Raw genomic sequence first — 20,627 nt, 5'->3', positions numbered from 1 at the left:
CATGTCTCCCGGAGAAAAAGCTGAGTCGGGACTTTCTAGGACAGAAAATTCGGTCTGTCACCCCTCGTCGAGCCAGCGGCGCAGCTCTGCCTTGTCCGGGGCAAACCCCTCTGCGATCCAGTGATCTTCGGCGCGGCGCAGCGCCTCGCCAAGGGCCGGCCCCTGATAGTCTGGTATCAAGTCCTTGGCCTTCAAGGGAAATTTCGCTTCCGCGCCCTTGGTGATTGGCACAGCCATGTCCGTCGGCAGGGGGCTGCCGAAGCTGGCGGCGCGCAGGGCCATGACGTTCTGCGCCACCTCGGCCCCGTGCCGGTAGGCCAGTTCCGCCGGTCCCTGAGTGCTGCCCGTCAGATCGCGGTACAGCACCAAGGCCCGCTGCTGCGACTTGGACAGGCGCAGCGCCTCACCGTCGAAATAGCCCAGCACCGCCATGCGGGCCATCGGATCGGGTGCCTTGCCCAGCGCCGTCTCAAACATCAGATAGGGCCCCAATGCGGTGATCCCCGCGCCCGGAAGAACGTGGGCCAGAACGCCCAACCGCTCCATCACCGAGACGGCAACCAGCGGATCGGGCGCTTGCAGCAGCTTGACCATCTCATGCCCCACCCGTTCACGCGACAGCACGTCCAGCCCATCGATATTGGCGGCGATGGCGGCCAGTGCATCGGGGTCCATGCCCGCATGCGGATCGCCGTACCACGCGGAAAAGCGGAAAAACCGCAGGATGCGCAGGTAATCCTCTTTGATGCGGGTATCCGCATCGAGGATAAAGCGAAAGTGCCGCGCCTCCAGATCAGGCAAGCCGCCCAGTGGGTCGATCAGCGTGCCGCGCCGGTCGGCATAAAGCGCGTTCATGGTGAAATCGCGCCGCACCGCGTCCTCGTGCACGTCGTCGGCATAGCGGATCACCGCGCGGCGGCCATCGGTTTCCACATCGGCGCGGAAGGTGGTGATTTCAAACCCCTCACCCCCCGCCACCACGGTGATTGTGCCGTGGTCGATGCCGGTGGGCACCGTCTTGAGCCCCGCTGCCTTGGCCAGGTCCATGACCCGGTGCGGACGGGCATCGGTCGAGATGTCCACATCGCTGACCGGCACACCCAGCAGCGCATTGCGCACGCAACCGCCCACCGCATAGGCCAGATGACCGGCGTCCTCCAGCATCCCCATCACGGTCTGCGTCGCCGTCGAGGCCAGCCAGTCGCCGGTCACACGGGTCACGGCTGGACCCGGTCAGCCAGCCCGCGCAGCATCCGCGCCGTCGCGCCCCAGATGTAATAGGGACCAAAGGGCGCGGTGTAATACAGCCGACGCTGCCCGCGCCAGCGCCGCCCCTGCACCGAATAGCGCGCCGGATCAGTGACATGGGCATAGGGCACCATGAACACCTCATCGACCTCACCCGGCTCTGGCACCGGGGTGAAATCGCCATGCACAAGGCCGATGACCGGCGTGACCAAAAACCCGGTCACCGTCTCATGCGGCGGCAGCGTGCCCAGCACCTCAACCTGTGCCGGGTCCAGCGCCACCTCTTCATGCGCCTCGCGCAGGGCGGCGGCGGTCTCATCCGCATCACCCGGATCGACCTTGCCGCCGGGAAAGGCGATCTGGCCGGGGTGGTGTTTCAACCGGCTGGAGCGTTTGGTCAGGATCAGGTCCAGCCCGTCACGCCCCGGTTTGAACGCCGCCAGCACCCCTGCGGGGCGCAGCTTGCGCCCCTCGGGCAGGACAATCGTCGGGTTCAGGTCGAAATCCGAAGAGGGCGCGCCGGTGGTGTCCGGCGCGCGCCGCAGAGCCGCGATCTGGTCAGTCGTTGCCATCGGCGTTGAATCCCACGGTGGCCGGGTCCAGCTCATAATGCGCGCCGCAGAACTGGCAATCGGCGGTCACAAGCCCCTCATCCGTTGTCATATGGCCGATGTCCTTGGCCGAATAGATCGACAGGCTCTGGCGCACACGGTCCTCGGAACAGGTACAGCCAAAACGCACCGGCTGCATCTCAAACACGCGCGGCTGTTCCTCATGGAACAGACGCACCAGCAGGTCGGTCGGCGGCACGCTGGGACCGATCAGTTCCAGCTGTTCAAGGGTCGCAAGGTGGCTGTTCACCCGGTTCCAGTTTTCCTCGGTCTCACCGTCGACCAGATCCCCGGCCTGCAACAACCCCGCTTCGCCCGACCCGCCATCCTTGGCAAAGGGCGAGGCCTTGGGCATGTGTTGCAGCATGATGCCGCCCGCGCGCCAGTGTTCGGCGACCCCCGGTTCGGTCGAGCGGCCGTAGGACAGCGCGAAGGTGGTCGGCAACTGTTCGGACTGGGCGAAATAGGCCGCCGCACAGTCAGACAGGTTGTTGCCTGCGATGGGGGTAATGCCTTGATAAGGCTGCATTCCCTTGCCCTGATCGATCATGATCGCGAAATAACCCGCGCCCAGCTGTTCGAACGGCGGGGCGTCGGTGATGCGGTCGCGGTCAAAACTGGCATAGGCGCGGATGCGGGCGGGCTGGCCCTCTTCCTCGGGGCCGTAATAGTCGGTGGCGATCATCCGCACCGGGCCGTTGGTCTGGACCTGCAAGGACAACTTCCACCGCAGTTTGACGGTCTGGCCGATCAGCGCGGTCAGCAGCGCCATTTCCGCCACCAGCGCCTCGACCGGGGCGGGATAATCATGTTGTTGCAGGACGCCGGACAGTACGCCGTCAAGCCGCGCCACGCGGCCGCGCATGTCCGAACGGTCAAGCTGAAAGGGCAGGACTGTGTCGTCCCAGGCGATTTTGTTGCCGATGCTCATGGGGTTTCCTTGTCTGCCTTTGGCTGGCATATCGCGTCCATATAGGGCCATTGGGCCGGGACGCAAAGGGGGCCGGACATGACGCCACGGTTTGGCACACCGCCACAGGCGAAACGGCGGTATAGCCTGCGGCCCGGCGCATATGCAATCCTACCGCGCGATGGCCGTCTGCTGTTGACCCATCAGGCGGCGCCCTTGCCCGAGGTTCAATTGCCCGGCGGCGGGATCGATCCGGGTGAACACGCCCTGCAAGCGCTGCACCGCGAGGTGTTCGAAGAGACCGGCTGGCGTATTGCGCGGCCACGCAGGCTGGGTGCGTTCCGCCGGTTCACCTTTATGCCGGAATATGACCTCTGGGCGGAAAAGCTGTGCATTATCTATATCGCCACCCCGGTGCGCCCGCACGGCCCCCCGACCGAGGTTGGGCACGCAGCACTGTGGCGCACCCCTCGCGACGCAATACGCGAATTGGGGAATCCGGGCGACCGTGCCTTTGTAAAGCGCCACTTCGCGCTCAGATAACTGCGCCGTTGCCGATCAATCGGAGCCGTGCCGGTTCTTGAGAACATCGAATTCCAGCAGCGTCGCCGAGACATCGTCGCTCAGCTTGCCCGCGTTGCCCATCTGCGAAGTGAGACGCCAGAACATGTCCTCCAGGATGTCCGGCCCGGCACCGCACCGCGCGCTTTCGCGGAAAATCTGGACCAGACCGTCATCCCCCAGCATGTCGCCGTTTTTCATCACCGCTTCGGTGAAGCCGTCGGAGTAAAGCAGCAACAGGTCACCGGTTTGCAGGGTGAAATCGTGCTGATCATAGGACACCTCATCCACCAGCCCGATCGGCAGACCGCCATCGCCGATAAATTCGTGGCTGCCGTCCGGATGCAGCAGCAGCGCCGGGGAATGCCCCGCCTGCACCATGCGCATCCGCCCGGTGGACAGGTCCGCCGCGACATAGGCAAGGGTGAGATATTCCTCGACCCCCGGATCGGCAGACAGTCGTTGGTTCAGCATACGCGCCGTCTCTGCCGGTTCGCGCATCGCGAAAAACCGGTCGAATCGCCGTTCCAGCGCGACGTTCTGCTCCGGGAAGGTGGCGGACAGATAGCCCGCGACGCGCGCGGTCACCATGGCCGAGGTGATCCCGTGGCCCGACACGTCGATACTGTACAACCCCAGCCGTCCGAACCCCGGTTTGAACATACCCACAAGATCCCCTCCGACATGACCGCAGGGACGCAGAAGCAGGCTGACCCGCGAGGTCAGGATCTCTGTCATCCGTTCCGGCACCAGCGACTGCTGGATCGTGCGGGCCTGACGCAGATCGTTGTCGATGGCGGTGTGAATTTCACGCAATTCATCAAATGCCTCAGACACTTGGCGGTTTTTCTCGGACAATTGCCGTTCCATTGAGACAATGCGCTCGCCCGCCGTGATGCGCGCCCGCAGTTCCGGGGCGTTGACCGGCTTTGTCAGGAAATCGTCCGCCCCGGCATCCAGGCCCTCGGCGATGTCGCCTTTTTCGCTCTTGGAGGTGAGCAGGATGAAATACCCATAGCCCTCATTCTTCAACTCGCGGAAAAGACGGCAGAATTCCAGCCCGGACATCCCCGGCATCATCCAATCCGACAGCACAAGATCCGGCGGGTGTTGCCGACATATATTCAGCGCGTCCTGACCGGACTCTGCGGTCAGCACCTCATACCCCCAGCGGCGGACCATCGTTTCCACCATCTTGAGTTGCGCACGACTGTCGTCAACGACCAGAACGCGTTGAATTGCGCCAGTCACTACCGTCGGAATGCCTTTTCTCTGAATCTGCAAGGCGGACCTTTTCGAAACTGTCATCGGTTCGCGACAGCTGTAGGCACAGATCCTTAACGAGCCTTGAATGGTAAAATGCCGTTCATTCTTGGGGCCCGCTTTGCGTTTGGGAAAGATGCCATTTACCCCCGGCACTTATACACAGGCTGCCCGCCATGCCGTTTGTTGGCGCGTGGGTCATCGGGTGAGGCCCGCCTTGCAGCAGGGTCAAAATGATGGAGTCAGGGTATGATTGACTGGTCACGCGTGGATGAACTGGTGGATGAGATCGGACCAGAGGATTTCGGCGAGGTGGCAGATCTTTTTCTTGAAGAGGTCGAGAACGCTATAACCCATCTGGAATCCGGTGAGGGCAACCCGGTTGTCACCGAAGAACAGATGCATTTCCTGAAGGGCGCGTCCATGAACCTTGGGTTCGAAACGCTGGCGCAGCTCTGCCGGGCGGGTGAAAAAGCCGCCGCTGCCGGCACCCCTGAGGCGGTCAGCCCCGCAGAGGTGCGCAAAGCCTTTGAGGAGTCGCGCATCCAGTTTCAGAAGGGCCTTCCGGATCGGCTGGCCGCCTGACGGCCCCTGCTTCAGATCCTGCGATGTAACTCTGTCAGGTCGCGCGGCGGGCCATCGGCAAAGGCCTCGCGCCGCAGGCGGCGCATCCCATCGATCCAGCGATCCATGTCCGCCATCCGCCGTTGGGCAAATACCGCGGCCTCCGGGTGCGGCAGGATCAGGAACGTTCCGGCAGCAAGGCCGTCAATCACCGAACGGGCCACGTCATCCGCCGTCAGAACCCGGTCATGCGGGCGGGTCTGATCATCTGTCTCATCATACCCCAACAGCGGCGTCGCCACGTATAGCGGGCACACCACCGACACATGGATGCCCTCGTCCCCGTGTTCGATGGCCAAAGACTGCGCAAGGCTGACCGCCGCGTGTTTGCTGGCGGAATAGGGTGCGTCACCGATCTGGCTCAGCAACCCGGCGGCAGAGGCGACATTGACCAGCCAGCCTTCGCCGCGCGCCCGCATCCCCGGCAGAACCAGCCGCGCGGCGCGCAGATGCGCCATGACGTGCACATCCCAGCTATCCTGCCACAGGTCATCGGGCGCGCTGCACGGGCCGTCCATCGCGCCCCGCGCAAACCCGGCGTTCGAGATCAGCATGTCGATGCCGCCCAGCGCCGCCTCGGCCTGTGCCACAAGCCCGGCAATCTGTTCGGGATCGCGCAGATCGGCCGGCGCGGACCCTGCGCCAAGCGCCTTTGCCGTCTCAGCCAACCGCATACCGTTCATGTCCGTCAGGAACAGCCGCGCGCCCCCTGCCGCCAACCGGTCCGCCAAGGCACGCCCGATTCCCTGCGCCGCGCCGGTCAGCAGAACCCGCCGCCCCGCCAGCATCAGATCACAAACTGCGCGAGGATCTCATCCTCGGTGATGTCCTGATAGGTGAATCCGTGGGCGTCGAGACTGCCAAAAAGTGTCTGGAAATTCTCCGGCGCGGTTGTCTCGATCCCGATCAGGACAGAGCCAAAGTTGCGCGCGGATTTCTTGAGGTATTCGAAGCGGGCAATGTCATCGTCCGGCCCCAGCAACCCGAGGAAATCCTTCAGCGCGCCGGGACGTTGCGGCAACCGCAGGATAAAGTACTTTTTTACCCCCGAGTACCGCTGGGCGCGTTCCTTGACCTCTGGCAAACGCTCGAAATCGAAATTCCCGCCCGAGGTGACGCAGACCACCGTGCGGCCCGCAATCCCCTGCCCGAGATCCTGCAAGGCATCGACCGACAGCGCGCCCGCCGGTTCCAGCACGATCCCCTCAACATTCAGCATTTCAAGGATGGTCAGGCACAGGCGGTCCTCGTGGATGGTCAGCGAATTGGCCAGACCGACACCCTTGAGCCGCTCAAACGTCCGCTCACCGATCCGGGCCACCGCCGCGCCGTCCGCAAAGGTGTTGACCGACGGCAGCGCCACCGGGCGACCCGCCTGCAACGCGGCCCGCAGACAGGCCCCGCCCGAAGGCTCGACAAAGGTGTACTGCGTCTCTGTGCCGAAATAGCTGAGCATCCCCGCCGACAGCCCGCCGCCGCCCACCGGGATGACAAGGTGATCGGGCGCGCGGCCCAGTTGCTGTTCGATCTCGACCGCGACAGAGGCCTGTCCCTCGATCACATCCTCATCGTCGAAGGGCGACAGGAAATGCCCGCCCTCAGTGGCGCAGAACGCCTGCGCCGCCTTCAGGCAATCGTCGAAATAGTCGCCGGTCAGACGGATCTCGACCGCGTCGCCGCCAAACATCCGGGTCTTCTGGATCTTTTGCTGCGGCGTGGTGACGGGCATGAAGATCACACCCTGCACACCAAAATGCCGACACATGAAGGCAACGCCCTGCGCGTGGTTTCCGGCGGAGGCGCAGACAAACAGCACCTCGCCTTTTGCCTTGCGCATGGCATTGAACGCGCCGCGCAGCTTGTAACTGCGCACCGGGCTGAGGTCTTCGCGTTTCAGCAGCACCTCGGCCCCGAAACGGTCCGACAGATGGGCGTTGCGCAACAGCGGCGTCGGCGGAAAGACGTCGCGCATGGCGGCCTCGGCGGTCCGGGCCTTATCCTTGAAATCAGTCATGCCTCTGCTGTGGCCCAAGCCCGTGCCGCGCGCAAGTCAGTCAATGTCGCGCCCCTCGACACAGATACCATAAAGCGCTGTCAGGACCGACACGCCGATCATCGTTGCGAACCAGCCGACAACCACGCTGTAGACAAGGTTGATCAGCGATTGCGGATCGGGGTTCAACCACGCGGGCAATTGCACCAGCACGCTGAACCCGACAACGATCAGGGACAGGACAACAATTGTCCCGTGTTCCTTGGCCGTTGCAGCCCATGCCTCGCGCAGGGTCATTTTGCGATCAATCGCCCCGGCGGGCAGCATCACCCCGAAGCGGAAGAACAGATAAACCGCCATCGCGATCAGGGCAAACAGCAGCGGCAGTCCCGCACCGGGGGCGGCGGCCATGACAATGCCAATCGGGATCATGGCGGCGACCACAGCCAGTGCCACCAGCAGCGCGATCATCACCGACCGGCCCAGATAGGCCAGCACCAAACCACCCTGCCATGCAGGCAATGCGCCCTCGGGCACCTCTCCGGTCAGGACAAAACGGTGCCAGGCGACGGCGATCCACAGGCTTGCGACAATGGCCAGAAAAGCGGTCGCCAGAACCATCAGCGCCAGTCCCGGACTGACCACCACCTCTGTCGCGTCGCCGGTCGGTGTCGCCATCAGGATCAGCACCTGATTGACCGCCTGCACCGCGTAGAGAACCGCCGAGACGCGGAATGCGACCTCAAGGTTGTTAATCACCATCCAGAAGGAATGTTTGAAAACCTGCCAACCGCGCATGACCCACCTTTTCGCCAATCAATTGGAGTCAGGGGGTAGCACTCCGGTGCCCCGCGTCAACGGGCCTTCCTTGCAGGGTCTCGTAAAACAGGCTAATCCGCCCGCCAAACCGCCCAAAAGGACAGATCCATGACCGCGCCCAAGAAAGTTGTGCTCGCCTATTCCGGCGGCCTCGACACCTCGATCATCCTGAAATGGTTGCAGACGGAATACGGCTGCGAGGTCGTGACCTTCACCGCTGACCTTGGTCAGGGCGAGGAGCTGGAGCCCGCCCGCGAAAAGGCGTTGATGCTGGGGATTCCGGCGGAAAACATCTACATTGAAGACGTGCGTGAGGAATTTGTCCGCGATTTCGTCTTTCCGATGTTCCGCGCCAATGCGGTCTATGAGGGGCTGTACCTGCTGGGCACCTCCATCGCGCGCCCGCTGATTTCCAAACGTCTGGTTGAGATCGCCGAGGAAACCGGAGCCGATGCCGTGGCACACGGGGCCACCGGCAAGGGCAACGATCAGGTGCGGTTCGAACTCAGCGCCGCCGCGCTGAACCCCGATATCAAGGTGATCGCGCCGTGGCGGGAATGGAATCTGAACTCGCGCACCGCGCTGCTGGACTTTGCCGAAAAGAACCAGATCCCGATTGCCAAGGACAAGCGCGGCGAGGCCCCGTTCAGCGTGGATGCCAACCTGCTGCACACCTCGTCCGAAGGCCGCGTGCTGGAAGATCCTGCCGAGGAAGCGCCGGAATACGTCCACCTGCGCACGGTGAATCCCGAGGACGCGCCCGATACGCCCGAGATCATCGAAGTCACCTTTGACAAGGGCGACGCCGTGGCGATCAACGGTGAGGCCATGTCGCCCGCGACGATCCTCACCGCGTTGAACGACTACGGTCGCAAGCACGGAATCGGGCGTCTGGATTTTGTCGAAAACCGGTTTGTGGGTATGAAGTCGCGCGGCATTTATGAGACCCCCGGCGGCACCATCCTGCTGGAGGCCCATCGCGGCATCGAACAGATCACGCTGGACAGCGGCGCGGGCCATCTCAAGGACTCGCTGATGCCGCGCTATGCCGAGCTGATCTACAACGGGTTCTGGTACTCGCCCGAACGCGAGATGCTGCAAGCGGCCATCGACAAGTCGCAGGAACTGGTGTCCGGCACGGTCAAGCTGAAGCTGTACAAAGGCTCGGTCCGCTGCATCGGTCGCTGGTCCGACAACTCGCTGTACTCTGAGGCGCATGTGACCTTTGAGGACGACGCCGGGGCCTATGACCAGAAAGACGCCGAAGGGTTCATCACCCTGAACGCGCTGCGCCTGCGCCTGCTGGCAGCACGCAAGCGGCGGCTGGGATGACCTGACGCGGCTTCGCGTAACGTCACCCTATGCCTTGGCTCCCGTTTCGCGTCATACAGCGCGTGAAACGGGAGAATGACATGACACTCGATGAAATCGCGGACCTGTTGCGCAAGGGTCTGGCGCACAAGCCGCTGAACGACAGCTTGCGTTTCGATTGCGGCGACGACGGCGCGCTGCGCCTTGACGGCACCACGGTCGATCAGTCCGATGCCCCCGCCGACTGCACCATCCGCATTTCGCACGAAAACCTGTCAAAGCTGGTGCAGGGCAACCTGAACCCGATGACCGCCTTTGCCATGGGCAAGCTCAAGGTGTCGGGGGATATGTCGGTGGCGATGAAGCTGGGTCAGCTTCTGTAGGCGCGGCACCAGACCGGCCGCAAACGGCCGACCCCAAAAAATGTCGGCCGCGCAGAACCGGAGCCCCGGAAACGCGCGGCCGTTCACCGTACCCGAAACGCAGGTACGTCAACGCCGCATACTCGGCGGCGGTGACCGGGCCGACTGACTGGGGCCGGCCCGGCTAATGGATCACTTGGCGGTGACCACGGTCATGACCAGTTCGCCGTCCTGACGGATCGGACCGTCTTCCTTGGCGCCAAGGCTGTATTCAAAAATGCCGGTGGTCATGCCGCCGTCTTCGCCGTGCACCATGAGCATCAGCATGTCGCCGGCTGCAACCTCTTCGGTGAGGATGGCGGTCACGTCCATGTTTTCACCCTTGCGCAGCGGCGCGTGGCCGACAACGGGGCCCGGCTTCATGTCGGCACCGGTGCGGTGAACAACCAGCCAGCCATTGGCCGGGGCCACGATCTTGGCCGCTGAAACTGTGCCTTCGGCAACGCTCTGGTCCATGGCTTCGACCATCGGGGCCATGCCGTGCCCGCCAGCAAAAGCGGCACCGGCGAATGTCATCAAGGCGGCTGTAACAATCTTGAAAGTCATAGGTTTTCTCCCAGTCAGGGTTCGCAGCGCAGGCGGTCTTGCCGTCGCTTGCTGATCACAGTCACGAGGCCCGACCCAGAGAAGTTTCAGGCGGGCAAAAATTAATTTCGAGGTCACGCAGCACTCACCATTGGGTGATGTCACCCTGCCCCGGATTGCCAGACCGTGCCGCCGCAGGCAGGCTGATGGCAAAGGAGACCCCCCATGCCCCGTTTCATCTGTGTTCGCCCCGCCCTGTTGTCCCTACTGCTGGTGCTTGGCATCGCGGCCCAATCCCACCGCGCCCAAGCGGCGGAGATCATCGTCGCGGGGGGCTGTTTCTGGTGCGTCGAGGCTGATTTCGAAAAGGTGCGCGGCGTCCGCGAGGCGGTGTCGGGCTACACCGGCGGCAAAACCGCCAACCCGACCTACAAACAGGTGTCGCGGGGCGGCACCGGCCACTACGAGGCGGTCAAGATCAGCTTTGACGCGGGCAAGGTGTCTGATCGCGCGCTGTATGACCTGTTTTTCCGGTCGGTCGATCCCACCGATGGGGGCGGTCAGTTCTGCGACCGAGGCGAAAGCTATCGCACCGCGATCTTCTACAAGGATGCTGGCCAGAAGAACGCCGCCATTGCCGCCAAGGCAGAGGCCGAAAAGGCGTTGGGGAAAAAGATCGTCACCCCGATCCTGTCGGCCAAGGCGTTTTACCTCGCCGAGGATTACCATCAGGACTATTACAAAGGCTCGAAACGGGTTGTGACCCGGTTCGGTGTCGTCAAGCAAAGCGATGCCTACAAACGCTATCGCAAGGGCTGTGGCCGTGATGCGCGTGTCAAACAGCTCTGGGGCAGCGCCGCGCCCTTTGTGAACTAAGACGCCTGCGCAAGGTCAATTTCGACCCGGACCTGTCAGCCGTCACATGCGGAACACAACTCATGGATGCGCCACTTGGTCAGGGTGCGCGGCGGCGGCATCCTGCTTTCGGTCCCTGGCCATTTGGGCCGGGTTCCGCCTATGCGTGTATTTCGGACAACTTTCCGGCCAGAATCGGCTATCCTGACGCCGGCAGCGCGACCCTTATTTCTCGCGTGGATCGACTTTGAAAACACTTTTCCATGCGCTTGCGCTTGCTGAATTCATGACGAGAACATTTTAGAAGGATTTGCATCATGGCAAGTTTTGTACTTTCCGCATTCTCCAGCGTCGCCCGCAGCCTTGTTGGAAACGAATCCGGCTTTATCGGCAATACGGACGGTGAACTGGTGGTCTCTGCCGGAAGCGCCATCACAACCAGCGGTTCGATTACCAACTTTCTGAACGTGAACGGGATCGTCGGCGCGGCCAGCGTCAGCTCGCTGGACCGTGCGGTTGATGTTGGTGGTCTGGCGCTTGAGATGATTGTCGGGCCCACGGGGCATATCACCGCAAACCGCGGCGACACGATCTTTGGCGAAGTGTCCAATCACTTCTACCTCCTGAATGCCGGGACCATCACCTCGGGTGAGGACGCCGTTCAGATCGCGGATTCTGACGGCCACGCAAGCCTACGGGTCGTCAACAACGGGTCCATCATCGGGCTGTCTGACGGGATTGCTCTGGATGGGGGCACCACCACTTCGCGGATCGTCAACAACGGCGATATCATCGGGCAAGAAGGTTATGGTATCTACCAACAGTGGCAGACCGGGACCACTGGCACCGGAATCCTGCACAACACCGGTACGATTTCCGGGGCCAATGGCAGCTATACGGCATCCGGTGGCGTCGGGGCCAACTTTATCTACAACGCCGGAACGATGAGCGGGAACATCTATCTTGATGACGGAAACGACCGGTATGAGGGCGGGTCGGGCAAGATTGTCGGTCGGGTCTATGGCGATCAGGACGACGACACGCTGTCAGGCGGCGCGTTCCACGATGAATTGGACGGCGGCAGCGGCAATGACGTTTTGGTGGGCCGTGGCGGCGACGATTACCTGTTCGGGGGCGCGGGGAACGATTTCCATCTCGGCGGCGAAGGCAACGACGAGATGGATGGCGGCGCCGACAACGATGTTCTGAACGGCAACGCCGGGGACGACACCATCAGCGGCGGGTCCGGCGCGGATGTCCTTGTCGGGCAGGACGGCTCTGACAACATGGACGGTGGCATTGGCAATGACACGATGGACGGCGGCAACGGGAACGACGCGTTGTCCGGCGGCGGCGACAACGACGTGCTGCGCGGCGGCGCCGGAGAGGATGTCCTGGATGGTGGCACCGGGCTGGATTACCTGACCGGCGGCGCGGATGCGGACGTCTTCCTGTTTTCCAGCACCGCCAATGCGGGCCTTGGGGCCACACGGGACCAGATCCTCGACTTTGAGCAGGGCGTGGATATCATCAACGTGGTGTCGATGATCCCCGGAGTCTTTACCTTTGTCGGCACCGGGCCGTTCACCGGGGCCAATCAGATCCGGGTGATCGAAACGGCGACCGGATCGTCCATCGTGCAGTTCAACACCGATGCGGATCTGGCAGCCGAGGCAGAAATCCGCGTCGGCGGTGTGACCGGGCTGACAGCGGACGATTTTGCGCTGTAAGCGCGGTCAGCCGCCAAAGTCCTGAACGTCGCGCAAGTCGGGGATCACATCGGCGGTCCCTTGTCGCGTGACCATGATCGCCCCGGCGATCATCGCCTGCCCGATGGCCTGATCCATCGGCAGACCCCGGTCCAGACCGGCAAGGACATAACCGGTAAAGGTATCCCCTGCCCCGGTTGTGTCCACCGGTGTCACCTTGACCGCCGGAAAGACCTGCGTCTGTCCGGTGTCGGTGTTGTGCCAGCGTGCGCCATCGCCGCCCAGTGTCACGATCACATCCCGCACCGGCAAGACCTCTGGCGCAAGGCCACTGGCCTCTTGCAGTTGCCGGGCCTCGACCTCGTTCAGGAACAGCATGTCCAGCATTGGCAGGACCGCCTGCACCGCCTGTGCGTCAAAGGGTGCAGCCGCATAGGCCACGCGCAGTCCCCTGGCCGACGCCATTTCCACCGCTTCGCGTTGACCGTTGGTTTCGTTCTGGGTCAGGAAGATGTCGGTAGATTGCGCATCCCCGAGTGCAGCGGAAATGTGGTCCTGCGGAAGCGCCTGATTGGCGCCGGGGTAAAGGATGATGTTGTTTTCGCCCGCGTCGTCGATGGCGATCAGGGCGTTGCCCGTGTCGGTGGATACAGTGAGTATATACTGTGTATACACTCCGTATTCCATCAGACGCTCCACCGCCCAGCCGCCGTCCGGCCCGACTGCGCCGATATGCACACAGCGCGCCCCAGCGCGTGCGGCGGCGACGGACATGTTGGCCCCCTTGCCACCCAGACCGCGCCGAAACGACCGCGCGGCCAGGGTTTCTCCGGGTCCGGGCAAATGCGGCACGCGGTAAAACAGATCCGCGTTGATCGAGCCAAGATTGAAGATCGTCATATCGTTTCTTCTCTCCGAAGATACTCTGTCGCCGCGCCTGACCGTCCTGCCGCGCCCTAACTGATCTTGGCAGCGGCCAGCACCGCCATGTTCAGAATGTCATTGGCGGTCATCGAGGTCGAACAGATCTGGATCGACTCGTCGACCCCGGCAAGGATCGGACCGATCACCGTGGCCCCCGCCATCTCCTGCATCAGCTTGACCGAGATCGAGGCAGAGTGCCGCGCGGGCACGATCAGGATATTGGCCGGTCCCGTCAGGCGCTGGAACGGATAGCTTTCCTGCGCCTTGACGTTCAGGGCGACATCCACCGTCATCTCGCCCTCGTATTCGAAATTCACTCCGCGCCGGTCCAGCACGCGCGGCGCGACATGCATCTTTTCCGCCCGCTCAGAGACCGGGTATCCGAAGGTGGAAAAGCTGACAAAGGCCACCCGCGGCTCCAGCCCAAGGTGCCGCGCGACACCGGCGGCGCGTTCGGCGATGGTGGCCAGATCCTCTTCGTCCGGCCATTCGTGCACCAGAGTATCCGAAATCAGAACGATACGCCCCTTGTGCAGCAGCGCCGTCACCCCGGCCGCGCCATGCGAGGCGTCCGCGTCGAACACGTGGTTGACCAATTCCATCACATGCGCCGATTTGCGGGTCGCCCCGGTGACCAGCCCGTCACCATGACCGTGCGCCAGCATCAGCGCGGCAAAGACATGCCGATCCCGCGCCGCGAGGCGGTGGATGTCCTGACGATCCATGCCCTTGCGCTGAAGTCGGTCGTAGAGAAAGTCCTTGTAGGTGTTCAGATGGCGGGTGTTGGCGGCGTTCACCACCTCCAGTTCGCGCACCGCGTCATGCAGGCCCGCCTCTTCGAGCTTTTGTTTCACGTCCGCCTCACGGCCGACGACCGTTGCCTTGCCCAGACCAGAGCGTTGGTACATGACCGCCGCGCGCAGCACGCGCGGGTCATCGCCCTCGGCAAAGATCATCCGCGCCTGCGCGGCGCGGGCACGGCTGTTGATCGACCGCAGGATCGAGGCGGTCGGGTCCATCCGGGTTTTCAGGTTGTGCTCATAGGCCTCGATATCGACGATGGGCCGCCGGGCGGCCCCTGTCGCCATGCCCGCCTTCGCCACGGCGGGCGGAATGCGGTGGATGAGGCGCGGATCAAACGGTGTAGGAATGATGTAATCGCGGCCAAAGGTCAGCGATTTGCCATAGGCCAGCGCCACCTCGTCCGGTACATCCTCTCGTGCGAGTTCGGCCAGCGCCTGCGCGCAGGCGATCTTCATCTCGTCGTTGATGGCGCGGGCATGGATATCCAGCGCCCCGCGAAAGAGGTATGGAAAGCCAAGGACGTTGTTGACCTGATTGGGATAGTCGCTGCGCCCGGTGGCGACGATGGCATCCACGCGGACCTCATGCGCCTCTTCGGGGGTGATTTCCGGGTCCGGGTTCGCCATGGCGAAGATCACCGGGTTGTCCGCCATGCTGGCGACCATGTCCTGCGTCACAGCCCCCTTGGCGGAGACGCCAAGGAACACATCCGCCTGCACCATCGCCTCTTCGAGGGTGCGCAGTTCGGTTGTCACCGCGTGGGCCGACTTCCACTGGTTCATGCCCTCGGTGCGGCCCTGATAGATCACACCCTTGGTGTCGCAGATGATGCAGTTCTCATGCTGCGCGCCCATGCGTTTGAGCAATTCCAGACAGGCGATACCCGCCGCCCCTGCCCCGTTCAGGACGATCTTCACATCCTCGATCTTTTTGCCCGAGATGTGCAGCGCGTTCAGCAGACCGGCGGCGCAGATCACCGCCGTGCCGTGCTGGTCATCGTGGAAGACCGGAATGTCCATCTCTTCCTTGAGCCGTTGCTCAATGATGAAACACTCTGGCGCCTTGATGTCCTCAAGGTTGATGCCGCCAAAGGTCGGCCCCATCAGCCGGACCGCCTTGCAGAATTCGTCCGGGTCCTCAGTATCCAGTTCGATGTCGATGCTGTTCACGTCGGCAAACCGTTTGAAAAGCACGGATTTGCCCTCCATCACCGGTTTGGAGCCCAGCGCGCCAAGGTTCCCAAGGCCCAGAACCGCCGTCCCGTTCGAGATCACGGCCACAAGGTTGCCCTTGTTGGTATAGTCGTAGGCCAGTTCGGGATTTGCGGCGATATCCTCACAAGGCACAGCCACACCCGGCGAATAGGCAAGGCTGAGGTCGCGCTGGGTGGTCATGGGGACGGTGGCCTGCACCTCCCATTTGCCCGGCGTCGGTTCCAGGTGGAAGGCAAGCGCCTCTTCGCGGGTGAATCTGGCTTTGGACATGTCCCCTCCATCCAGCGGATTTTGCGGTTTTCCCCGCGCTTTGACAGCCTTAATGTCACGCGAAATCGTCGGGGGAAAGCTACGTGAGCGCTAACAGGTCGGGAAAGGGTGCGTCCGGGGACACACCCGTCACGCCAATGATGGCCCAGTACCTTGAGATCAAGGCGGGCTACCCCGATGCGCTGCTGTTTTACCGCATGGGCGACTTCTATGAGATGTTCTTTGACGACGCGGTGGCGGCCAGCGCGGCGCTGGACATCGCGCTGACAAAACGTGGCAAACATGCGGGCGACGACATCCCGATGTGCGGCGTCCCGGTGCATGCGGCAGAGGGCTATCTGCTGACGCTGATCCGCAAGGGGTTTCGTGTCGCCGTGGGCGAACAGCTGGAAAGCCCGGAAGAGGCCAAAAAGCGCGGATCGAAATCCGTTGTAAAACGTGACGTGGTGCGGCTGGTCACGCCCGGCACCCTGACCGAGGAATCGCTGCTGGAGGCGCGTCGGCACAACTATCTGGCCGCGCTGGGCAATGTGCGCGACGACTGGGCGCTGGCATGGGCGGATATCTCGACCGGGGCGTTTCACGTGATGCCTTTGGGGCGCGCCCGGATCGGTGCGGAACTGGCCCGGCTGGCCCCCTCCGAGGTGCTGGCGTCCGAGGGGGTTGAGGACACGCTGCGCGACGTTCTGACCGATCTGGGCTTGGACGCGACCGTGCTGGGCGCGGCGTCGTTTGAGTCAGGTGCGGCGGAATCACGGCTGTCGACGCTGTTCAAGGTGCAGTCACTGGCCGGATTCGGGACCTTCGACCGGGCGGAACTGTCGGCGATGGGTGCGCTGGTCGACTATCTGGACATCACGCAAAAAGGGCGGCTGCCGATCCTGCGTCCGCCACGTCAGGAACAGGTCTCGCGCATATTGCAGATCGATGCGGCCACGCGGCGCAACCTTGAACTGACCGAAAGCCTGCAAGGCGGGCGGGCAGGGTCGTTGTTGTCGGTGATCGACCTGACGGTGACCTCTGCTGGGGCGCGCCTGCTGGAACGGCGCGTGGCATCACCCTCACGCGATCTGGCAGTGGTACAAGAGCGGCTGGAGGCAGTCGGCTGGGGGGTCGAGGGTCCGATGACCGACACCCTGCGGGACGCCTTGAAAAGCGTGCCGGACGTGGATCGCGCGTTGTCGCGGCTGGGTCTGGACCGGGGCGGTCCGCGTGACCTGTCCGCCGTGCGGGCGGCGCTGGGACAGGCTGGCGTGATCTCTGCCCGTTTGGCGGGCATGGACCTGCCCGACCTGCTGGGGCGCTCTGTTGAGGCGCTGACCGGACAAGACGACCTGTTGGGCCTGCTGGACGCCGCGCTGGTGGCCGAACCCGGCCTGCGCGTCAGCGATGGTGGCTTTGTCGCATCCGGCTATGACACCGCGCTGGACGAGGCGCGAACCCTGCGGGACGAGGGCAGGGGTGTGATTGCCCGGATGCAGGGGGACTACGCCCAGGAAACCGGTGTCACATCGTTGAAGATCAAGCATAACAATGTGTTAGGGTATTTCATCGAGACAACCGCCGTCCATGCGGAAAAGATGTTTGCGCTGTCGGAGCGGTTTATCCATCGCCAGACCACCGCCAATCAGGTGCGGTTCACCACGGTCGAGCTGAACGAGTTGGAGCGGCGCATCCTGAATGCGGGCAATGAGGCGCTGGAGATCGAGCGCCGGATCTTTGAAGCGTTGCGGCAGGCCATCCTGACCGCAGCACCGGTGCTGTCCGAGCTGGCGCTTGGGTTGGCGGAAATTGACCTGTCGCTGGGTCTGGCGGAGCTGGCCCGCCAACGCGACTGGTGCCGCCCGACCGTGGACAATAGCCGTGCCTTTGCTGTGTCCGGCGGGCGGCATCCCGTGGTCGAGGCCGCACTTGCTGCCAGCGGCACGCCATTTATCGCCAATGACTGCGATCTGAGCGCAGAGGGGCAGGGCGCGGCTGTCACCTTGCTGACCGGTCCGAACATGGCGGGTAAGTCGACCTATCTGCGTCAGAACGCGCTGATCGCGCTGTTAGCACAGATGGGCTCTTTTGTGCCTGCGCAATCGGCGCATGTGGGTCTGGTCAGTCAGATCTTTAGCCGGGTGGGTGCCAGTGACGATCTTGCCCGCGGGCGATCCACCTTCATGGTTGAAATGGTCGAAACCGCTGCGATCCTGAATCAGGCCGACGACCGTGCCTTGGTGATCCTGGATGAGATCGGGCGCGGCACGGCGACCTATGACGGCTTGTCGATCGCGTGGGCCACGCTGGAACACTTGCAGGCCGTCAATCGGGTGCGCGGCCTGTTTGCCACGCATTACCATGAGCTTACCGCCTTGGCGGGTAAGCTGGAGGGCGTCACCAACGCCACCGTAGCGGTCAAGGAATGGGACAATGAGGTCATTTTCCTGCACGAGGTTCACGCAGGGGCCGCAGACCGGTCCTATGGCGTGCAGGTGGCGCAACTGGCCGGGCTGCCTGCGCCGGTCATCACCCGCGCGCGCGCCGTGCTGGAAGCGCTGGAAAAGGGGGAGCGTGAGCGCACCTCACCAAAGGCGCTGATTGACGATCTGCCGCTGTTTTCAGCCGCCGCCCGCGCGCCGGAACCTGTGGTTTCACGAGAAACATCAGCGGTTGAAGACAAGCTGCGCGAGATTTTGCCCGATGATCTGTCCCCGCGCGACGCCTTGCAGGCGCTTTATGACCTCAAGGGCCTGCTGGACTAGCGCCGTCTGGCGCTGCGTTACCCCCGGACAGCAAAACGGGCGCCCGTGGCGCCCGGTGCAGGATCGGGTGAAGCCCGCAGTTCAGGACGCGGGCATTGAGCTGACGCCGACCTGTGCGGGGCGCAGCAGGCGATCATACAGCATGAAACCCTCTGCCGAGACCTGAATGATGTCGCCTGCCTTGGTGCCGGGCAGCGGGGCCTCAAACATTGCCTCATGCTCTTGCGGGTCGAACCGGTCACCGACCTTGGGGGTGATGCGCGTCACACCGTGGCGTTCAAACACCTTGAGCAGCTCCTTCAGCGTCAGTTCGACCCCTTCGACCAAGGGGCCAGAGGCCTGAGCGCCGTCCTCTTGTGCCGCCGCCAGCGCACGGTTGAGGTTGTCATAAACCGGCAGCAGGTCGCGCGCGATGCGGGTGCCGCCATAGGCCTGCGCCTCACGCCGGTCCTTTTCGGCGCGTTTGCGGGTGTTCTCTGCGTCCGCGAGGGCGCGCATGAACTTGTCCTTGAAGTCGTCCCGCTCTGCGCGCAATTCATCAATTGCGAGGGCCACGTCGTCAATTTCCTCGTTCAGGTCGGCCTGCTCTTCATCGGCGGCCGCATCGATATCGTCGAGAAAATCATCCTTTTTCGGGTCTGCCATGCCTTCTACCTTTAACTCCGGTCGGCGATCATTCGGCCGACCAGTTGAGCCGTGTAATCCACGATCGGAACGATCCGACCATAATTCAGGCGCGTCGGTCCGATCACGCCCACCGCACCAATGATCTTTCGGTCCGCGTTCATATATGGAGACACCACCAGAGAGGAACCCGAAAGTGAGAAAAGTTTGTTCTCGGACCCGATAAAAATGCGCACCCCTTCGCCTTCGTCCGCGAGTTCGAGGAATTCGGCGATGTCCCGCTTGCGCTCCAGGTCGTCGAACAGGCTGCGGATTCGGTCAAGTTCTTCCTGAGCGGAATCCTCTTCGAGCAAATTTGCCCGGCCACGCACAATCAGACGCTCGGCGCTATCGCCCTGACCATCCCAGACGGCGATCCCGGCGTCGATCAGGTCAGCGGCCAAGCCGTCGATTTCACGCCGGCGGCGCGAGATTTCCGACTGCATGGTCTTGCGCAATTCACTGAGAGTACGGCCCTCGACCAGCGCATTGGTAAAGTTCGCGGCCTCACGCATGGCGCTGGGGGTCAGGCCCGGAGGCGGGGTAAAGACGCGGTTTTCCACATGGCCATCGGCAAAGACGATGACCACCAGCGCCCGGTCCCGCGCGAGGCTGACAAATTCGATATGTTTGAGCGGGGCCTCATGTTTGGGCGACAGCACCAGCGACGCGCCATGTGTGACACCCGACAGGGCCGATCCGACCGCGTCCAGAAGACCCGACACATCGCCCGCGTTGCGGCCCAGCGTGGCGTCCAGCTTTTCCCGGTCGTGGTGATCCAGATCGCGTACTTCCAACAGGCTGTCGACAAACATCCTGAGGCCAAGCTGCGTCGGAATACGACCTGCTGAAACATGCGGACTGTCAAGCAGACCGAGAAACTCAAGATCCTGCATCACGTTGCGAATGGTCGCGGCCGAGACCTTTTCCGACAGGGTGCGGGTCAGCGACCGCGATCCGACGGGATCGCCGCTGGTCAGATAGCCCTCGACCACGCGGCGAAACACCTCGCGCGAGCGGTCGTTCATCTGTGACAGGAGTTCGCTTGCCTCAGTCATCACCTTGCCCTTGTAAGTGCCATTAAAGAGCGCGTGGCCGGAACGTCAATCGGGGTTGCATATCCGGGGTTCGGCTGTCTATCCCGGACATGACCA

Annotated in this window: 19 protein-coding genes; 7 read left to right on the top strand and 12 right to left on the bottom strand. The window is 63.0% G+C overall.

Going from position 1 to position 20,627, the window contains the following annotated elements:
• Positions 1 to 57 precede the first annotated feature (57 nt).
• The 3 genes from ACN0S5_RS03415 to ACN0S5_RS03405 are packed head-to-tail and all read right to left on the bottom strand — an operon-like array spanning position 58 to position 2,790.
• Positions 58 to 1,221: a CCA tRNA nucleotidyltransferase gene (locus ACN0S5_RS03415; RefSeq protein WP_417205960.1), complete on the bottom strand. Its 1,164-nt coding sequence runs from the start codon at positions 1,219 to 1,221 to the stop codon at positions 58 to 60.
• The gene (locus ACN0S5_RS03410) at positions 1,218 to 1,820 is read right to left on the bottom strand and encodes a CoA pyrophosphatase (protein ID WP_417205958.1); all 603 of its coding nucleotides are present in this window, start codon (positions 1,818 to 1,820) and stop codon (positions 1,218 to 1,220) included. The genes ACN0S5_RS03415 and ACN0S5_RS03410 overlap by 4 nt, the downstream gene beginning before the upstream one ends.
• Entirely contained in the window at positions 1,807 to 2,790 is a 984-nt protein-coding gene (locus tag ACN0S5_RS03405; RefSeq protein WP_417205956.1) for an Hsp33 family molecular chaperone HslO, read from the bottom strand. The genes ACN0S5_RS03410 and ACN0S5_RS03405 overlap by 14 nt, the downstream gene beginning before the upstream one ends.
• Positions 2,791 to 2,868: 78 nt before the next feature.
• Here ACN0S5_RS03405 and ACN0S5_RS03400 point away from each other — a divergent pair, with 78 nt between their 5' ends.
• Positions 2,869 to 3,312 carry an NUDIX hydrolase gene (locus tag ACN0S5_RS03400; RefSeq protein WP_417205954.1) on the top strand — a complete coding sequence of 148 codons (444 nt, stop codon included), beginning with the start codon at positions 2,869 to 2,871 and terminating at the stop codon, positions 3,310 to 3,312.
• Positions 3,313 to 3,327: 15 nt separating this feature from the next.
• Here ACN0S5_RS03400 and ACN0S5_RS03395 read toward each other — a convergent pair whose 3' ends face one another.
• Positions 3,328 to 4,638 (bottom strand): PP2C family protein-serine/threonine phosphatase, encoded by a 1,311-nt coding sequence (locus ACN0S5_RS03395; protein WP_417205952.1) that lies wholly within the window; start codon positions 4,636 to 4,638, stop codon positions 3,328 to 3,330.
• A 204-nt stretch (positions 4,639 to 4,842) separates the two neighbouring features.
• Between ACN0S5_RS03395 and ACN0S5_RS03390 the strand changes: the two genes are divergently transcribed.
• Positions 4,843 to 5,178: an Hpt domain-containing protein gene (locus ACN0S5_RS03390; RefSeq protein WP_417205950.1), complete on the top strand. Its 336-nt coding sequence runs from the start codon at positions 4,843 to 4,845 to the stop codon at positions 5,176 to 5,178.
• A gap of 11 nt (positions 5,179 to 5,189) precedes the next feature.
• Here the strand turns inward: ACN0S5_RS03390 and ACN0S5_RS03385 are convergent, their stop codons facing one another.
• From ACN0S5_RS03385 to ACN0S5_RS03375, 3 genes are read right to left on the bottom strand one after another with little or no spacing between them, the layout of a single operon-like run.
• Positions 5,190 to 6,005, bottom strand: coding sequence for an SDR family NAD(P)-dependent oxidoreductase (locus tag ACN0S5_RS03385; protein WP_417205948.1), 816 nt, complete (start codon positions 6,003 to 6,005; stop codon positions 5,190 to 5,192).
• Positions 6,005 to 7,231: a threonine ammonia-lyase IlvA gene (ilvA, locus tag ACN0S5_RS03380; protein WP_417205946.1), complete on the bottom strand. Its 1,227-nt coding sequence runs from the start codon at positions 7,229 to 7,231 to the stop codon at positions 6,005 to 6,007. The genes ACN0S5_RS03385 and ilvA overlap by 1 nt, the downstream gene beginning before the upstream one ends.
• Positions 7,232 to 7,267: 36 nt before the next feature.
• Complete coding sequence (locus tag ACN0S5_RS03375) at positions 7,268 to 8,008, bottom strand: hypothetical protein (protein ID WP_417205944.1); 741 nt, start codon at positions 8,006 to 8,008, stop codon at positions 7,268 to 7,270.
• A gap of 129 nt (positions 8,009 to 8,137) precedes the next feature.
• Between ACN0S5_RS03375 and ACN0S5_RS03370 the strand changes: the two genes are divergently transcribed.
• Both ACN0S5_RS03370 and ACN0S5_RS03365 read left to right on the top strand, forming a co-directional pair.
• Positions 8,138 to 9,361 carry an argininosuccinate synthase gene (locus ACN0S5_RS03370; protein WP_417205942.1) on the top strand — a complete coding sequence of 408 codons (1,224 nt, stop codon included), beginning with the start codon at positions 8,138 to 8,140 and terminating at the stop codon, positions 9,359 to 9,361.
• Positions 9,362 to 9,441: 80 nt separating this feature from the next.
• Positions 9,442 to 9,723 carry an SCP2 sterol-binding domain-containing protein gene (locus tag ACN0S5_RS03365; protein WP_417205940.1) on the top strand — a complete coding sequence of 94 codons (282 nt, stop codon included), beginning with the start codon at positions 9,442 to 9,444 and terminating at the stop codon, positions 9,721 to 9,723.
• A 171-nt stretch (positions 9,724 to 9,894) separates the two neighbouring features.
• On the opposite strand, the gene ACN0S5_RS03360 is transcribed toward ACN0S5_RS03365, so the two are convergent.
• A complete protein-coding gene (locus ACN0S5_RS03360) occupies positions 9,895 to 10,308 on the bottom strand; it encodes a DUF7282 domain-containing protein (protein WP_323767812.1) in 414 nt (137 codons plus the stop codon).
• 204 nt (positions 10,309 to 10,512) lie between these two features.
• Here ACN0S5_RS03360 and msrA point away from each other — a divergent pair, with 204 nt between their 5' ends.
• Together msrA and ACN0S5_RS03350 are read left to right on the top strand one after the other, a co-directional pair.
• Complete coding sequence (gene msrA, locus ACN0S5_RS03355) at positions 10,513 to 11,163, top strand: peptide-methionine (S)-S-oxide reductase MsrA (protein ID WP_417205937.1); 651 nt, start codon at positions 10,513 to 10,515, stop codon at positions 11,161 to 11,163.
• A gap of 296 nt (positions 11,164 to 11,459) precedes the next feature.
• Positions 11,460 to 12,872 carry a calcium-binding protein gene (locus tag ACN0S5_RS03350; protein ID WP_417205935.1) on the top strand — a complete coding sequence of 471 codons (1,413 nt, stop codon included), beginning with the start codon at positions 11,460 to 11,462 and terminating at the stop codon, positions 12,870 to 12,872.
• Between the two features lie 6 nt (positions 12,873 to 12,878).
• Here ACN0S5_RS03350 and ACN0S5_RS03345 read toward each other — a convergent pair whose 3' ends face one another.
• Positions 12,879 to 13,751: a ribokinase gene (locus ACN0S5_RS03345; protein ID WP_417205933.1), complete on the bottom strand. Its 873-nt coding sequence runs from the start codon at positions 13,749 to 13,751 to the stop codon at positions 12,879 to 12,881.
• 56 nt (positions 13,752 to 13,807) lie between these two features.
• On the bottom strand, positions 13,808 to 16,063 hold the full coding sequence (locus ACN0S5_RS03340) for an NADP-dependent malic enzyme (protein ID WP_417205931.1): 2,256 nt from the start codon (positions 16,061 to 16,063) through the stop codon (positions 13,808 to 13,810).
• Between the two features lie 137 nt (positions 16,064 to 16,200).
• Here ACN0S5_RS03340 and mutS point away from each other — a divergent pair, with 137 nt between their 5' ends.
• Positions 16,201 to 18,810: a DNA mismatch repair protein MutS gene (mutS, locus tag ACN0S5_RS03335; protein WP_417205929.1), complete on the top strand. Its 2,610-nt coding sequence runs from the start codon at positions 16,201 to 16,203 to the stop codon at positions 18,808 to 18,810.
• An 81-nt stretch (positions 18,811 to 18,891) separates the two neighbouring features.
• Here mutS and ACN0S5_RS03330 read toward each other — a convergent pair whose 3' ends face one another.
• Positions 18,892 to 19,455, bottom strand: a complete 564-nt coding sequence (locus tag ACN0S5_RS03330; RefSeq protein ID WP_417205927.1) for a nucleotide exchange factor GrpE — start codon at positions 19,453 to 19,455, stop codon at positions 18,892 to 18,894.
• An 11-nt stretch (positions 19,456 to 19,466) separates the two neighbouring features.
• Positions 19,467 to 20,531 carry a heat-inducible transcriptional repressor HrcA gene (hrcA, locus tag ACN0S5_RS03325; protein WP_417205926.1) on the bottom strand — a complete coding sequence of 355 codons (1,065 nt, stop codon included), beginning with the start codon at positions 20,529 to 20,531 and terminating at the stop codon, positions 19,467 to 19,469.
• Positions 20,532 to 20,627: the final 96 nt, after the last annotated feature.

Origin of the sequence: Antarctobacter sp. (genome assembly GCF_048262615.1) — a bacterium.
Classification (GTDB): domain Bacteria; phylum Pseudomonadota; class Alphaproteobacteria; order Rhodobacterales; family Rhodobacteraceae; genus Antarctobacter.
This window is presented reverse-complemented; position numbering and strand designations above follow the sequence as displayed.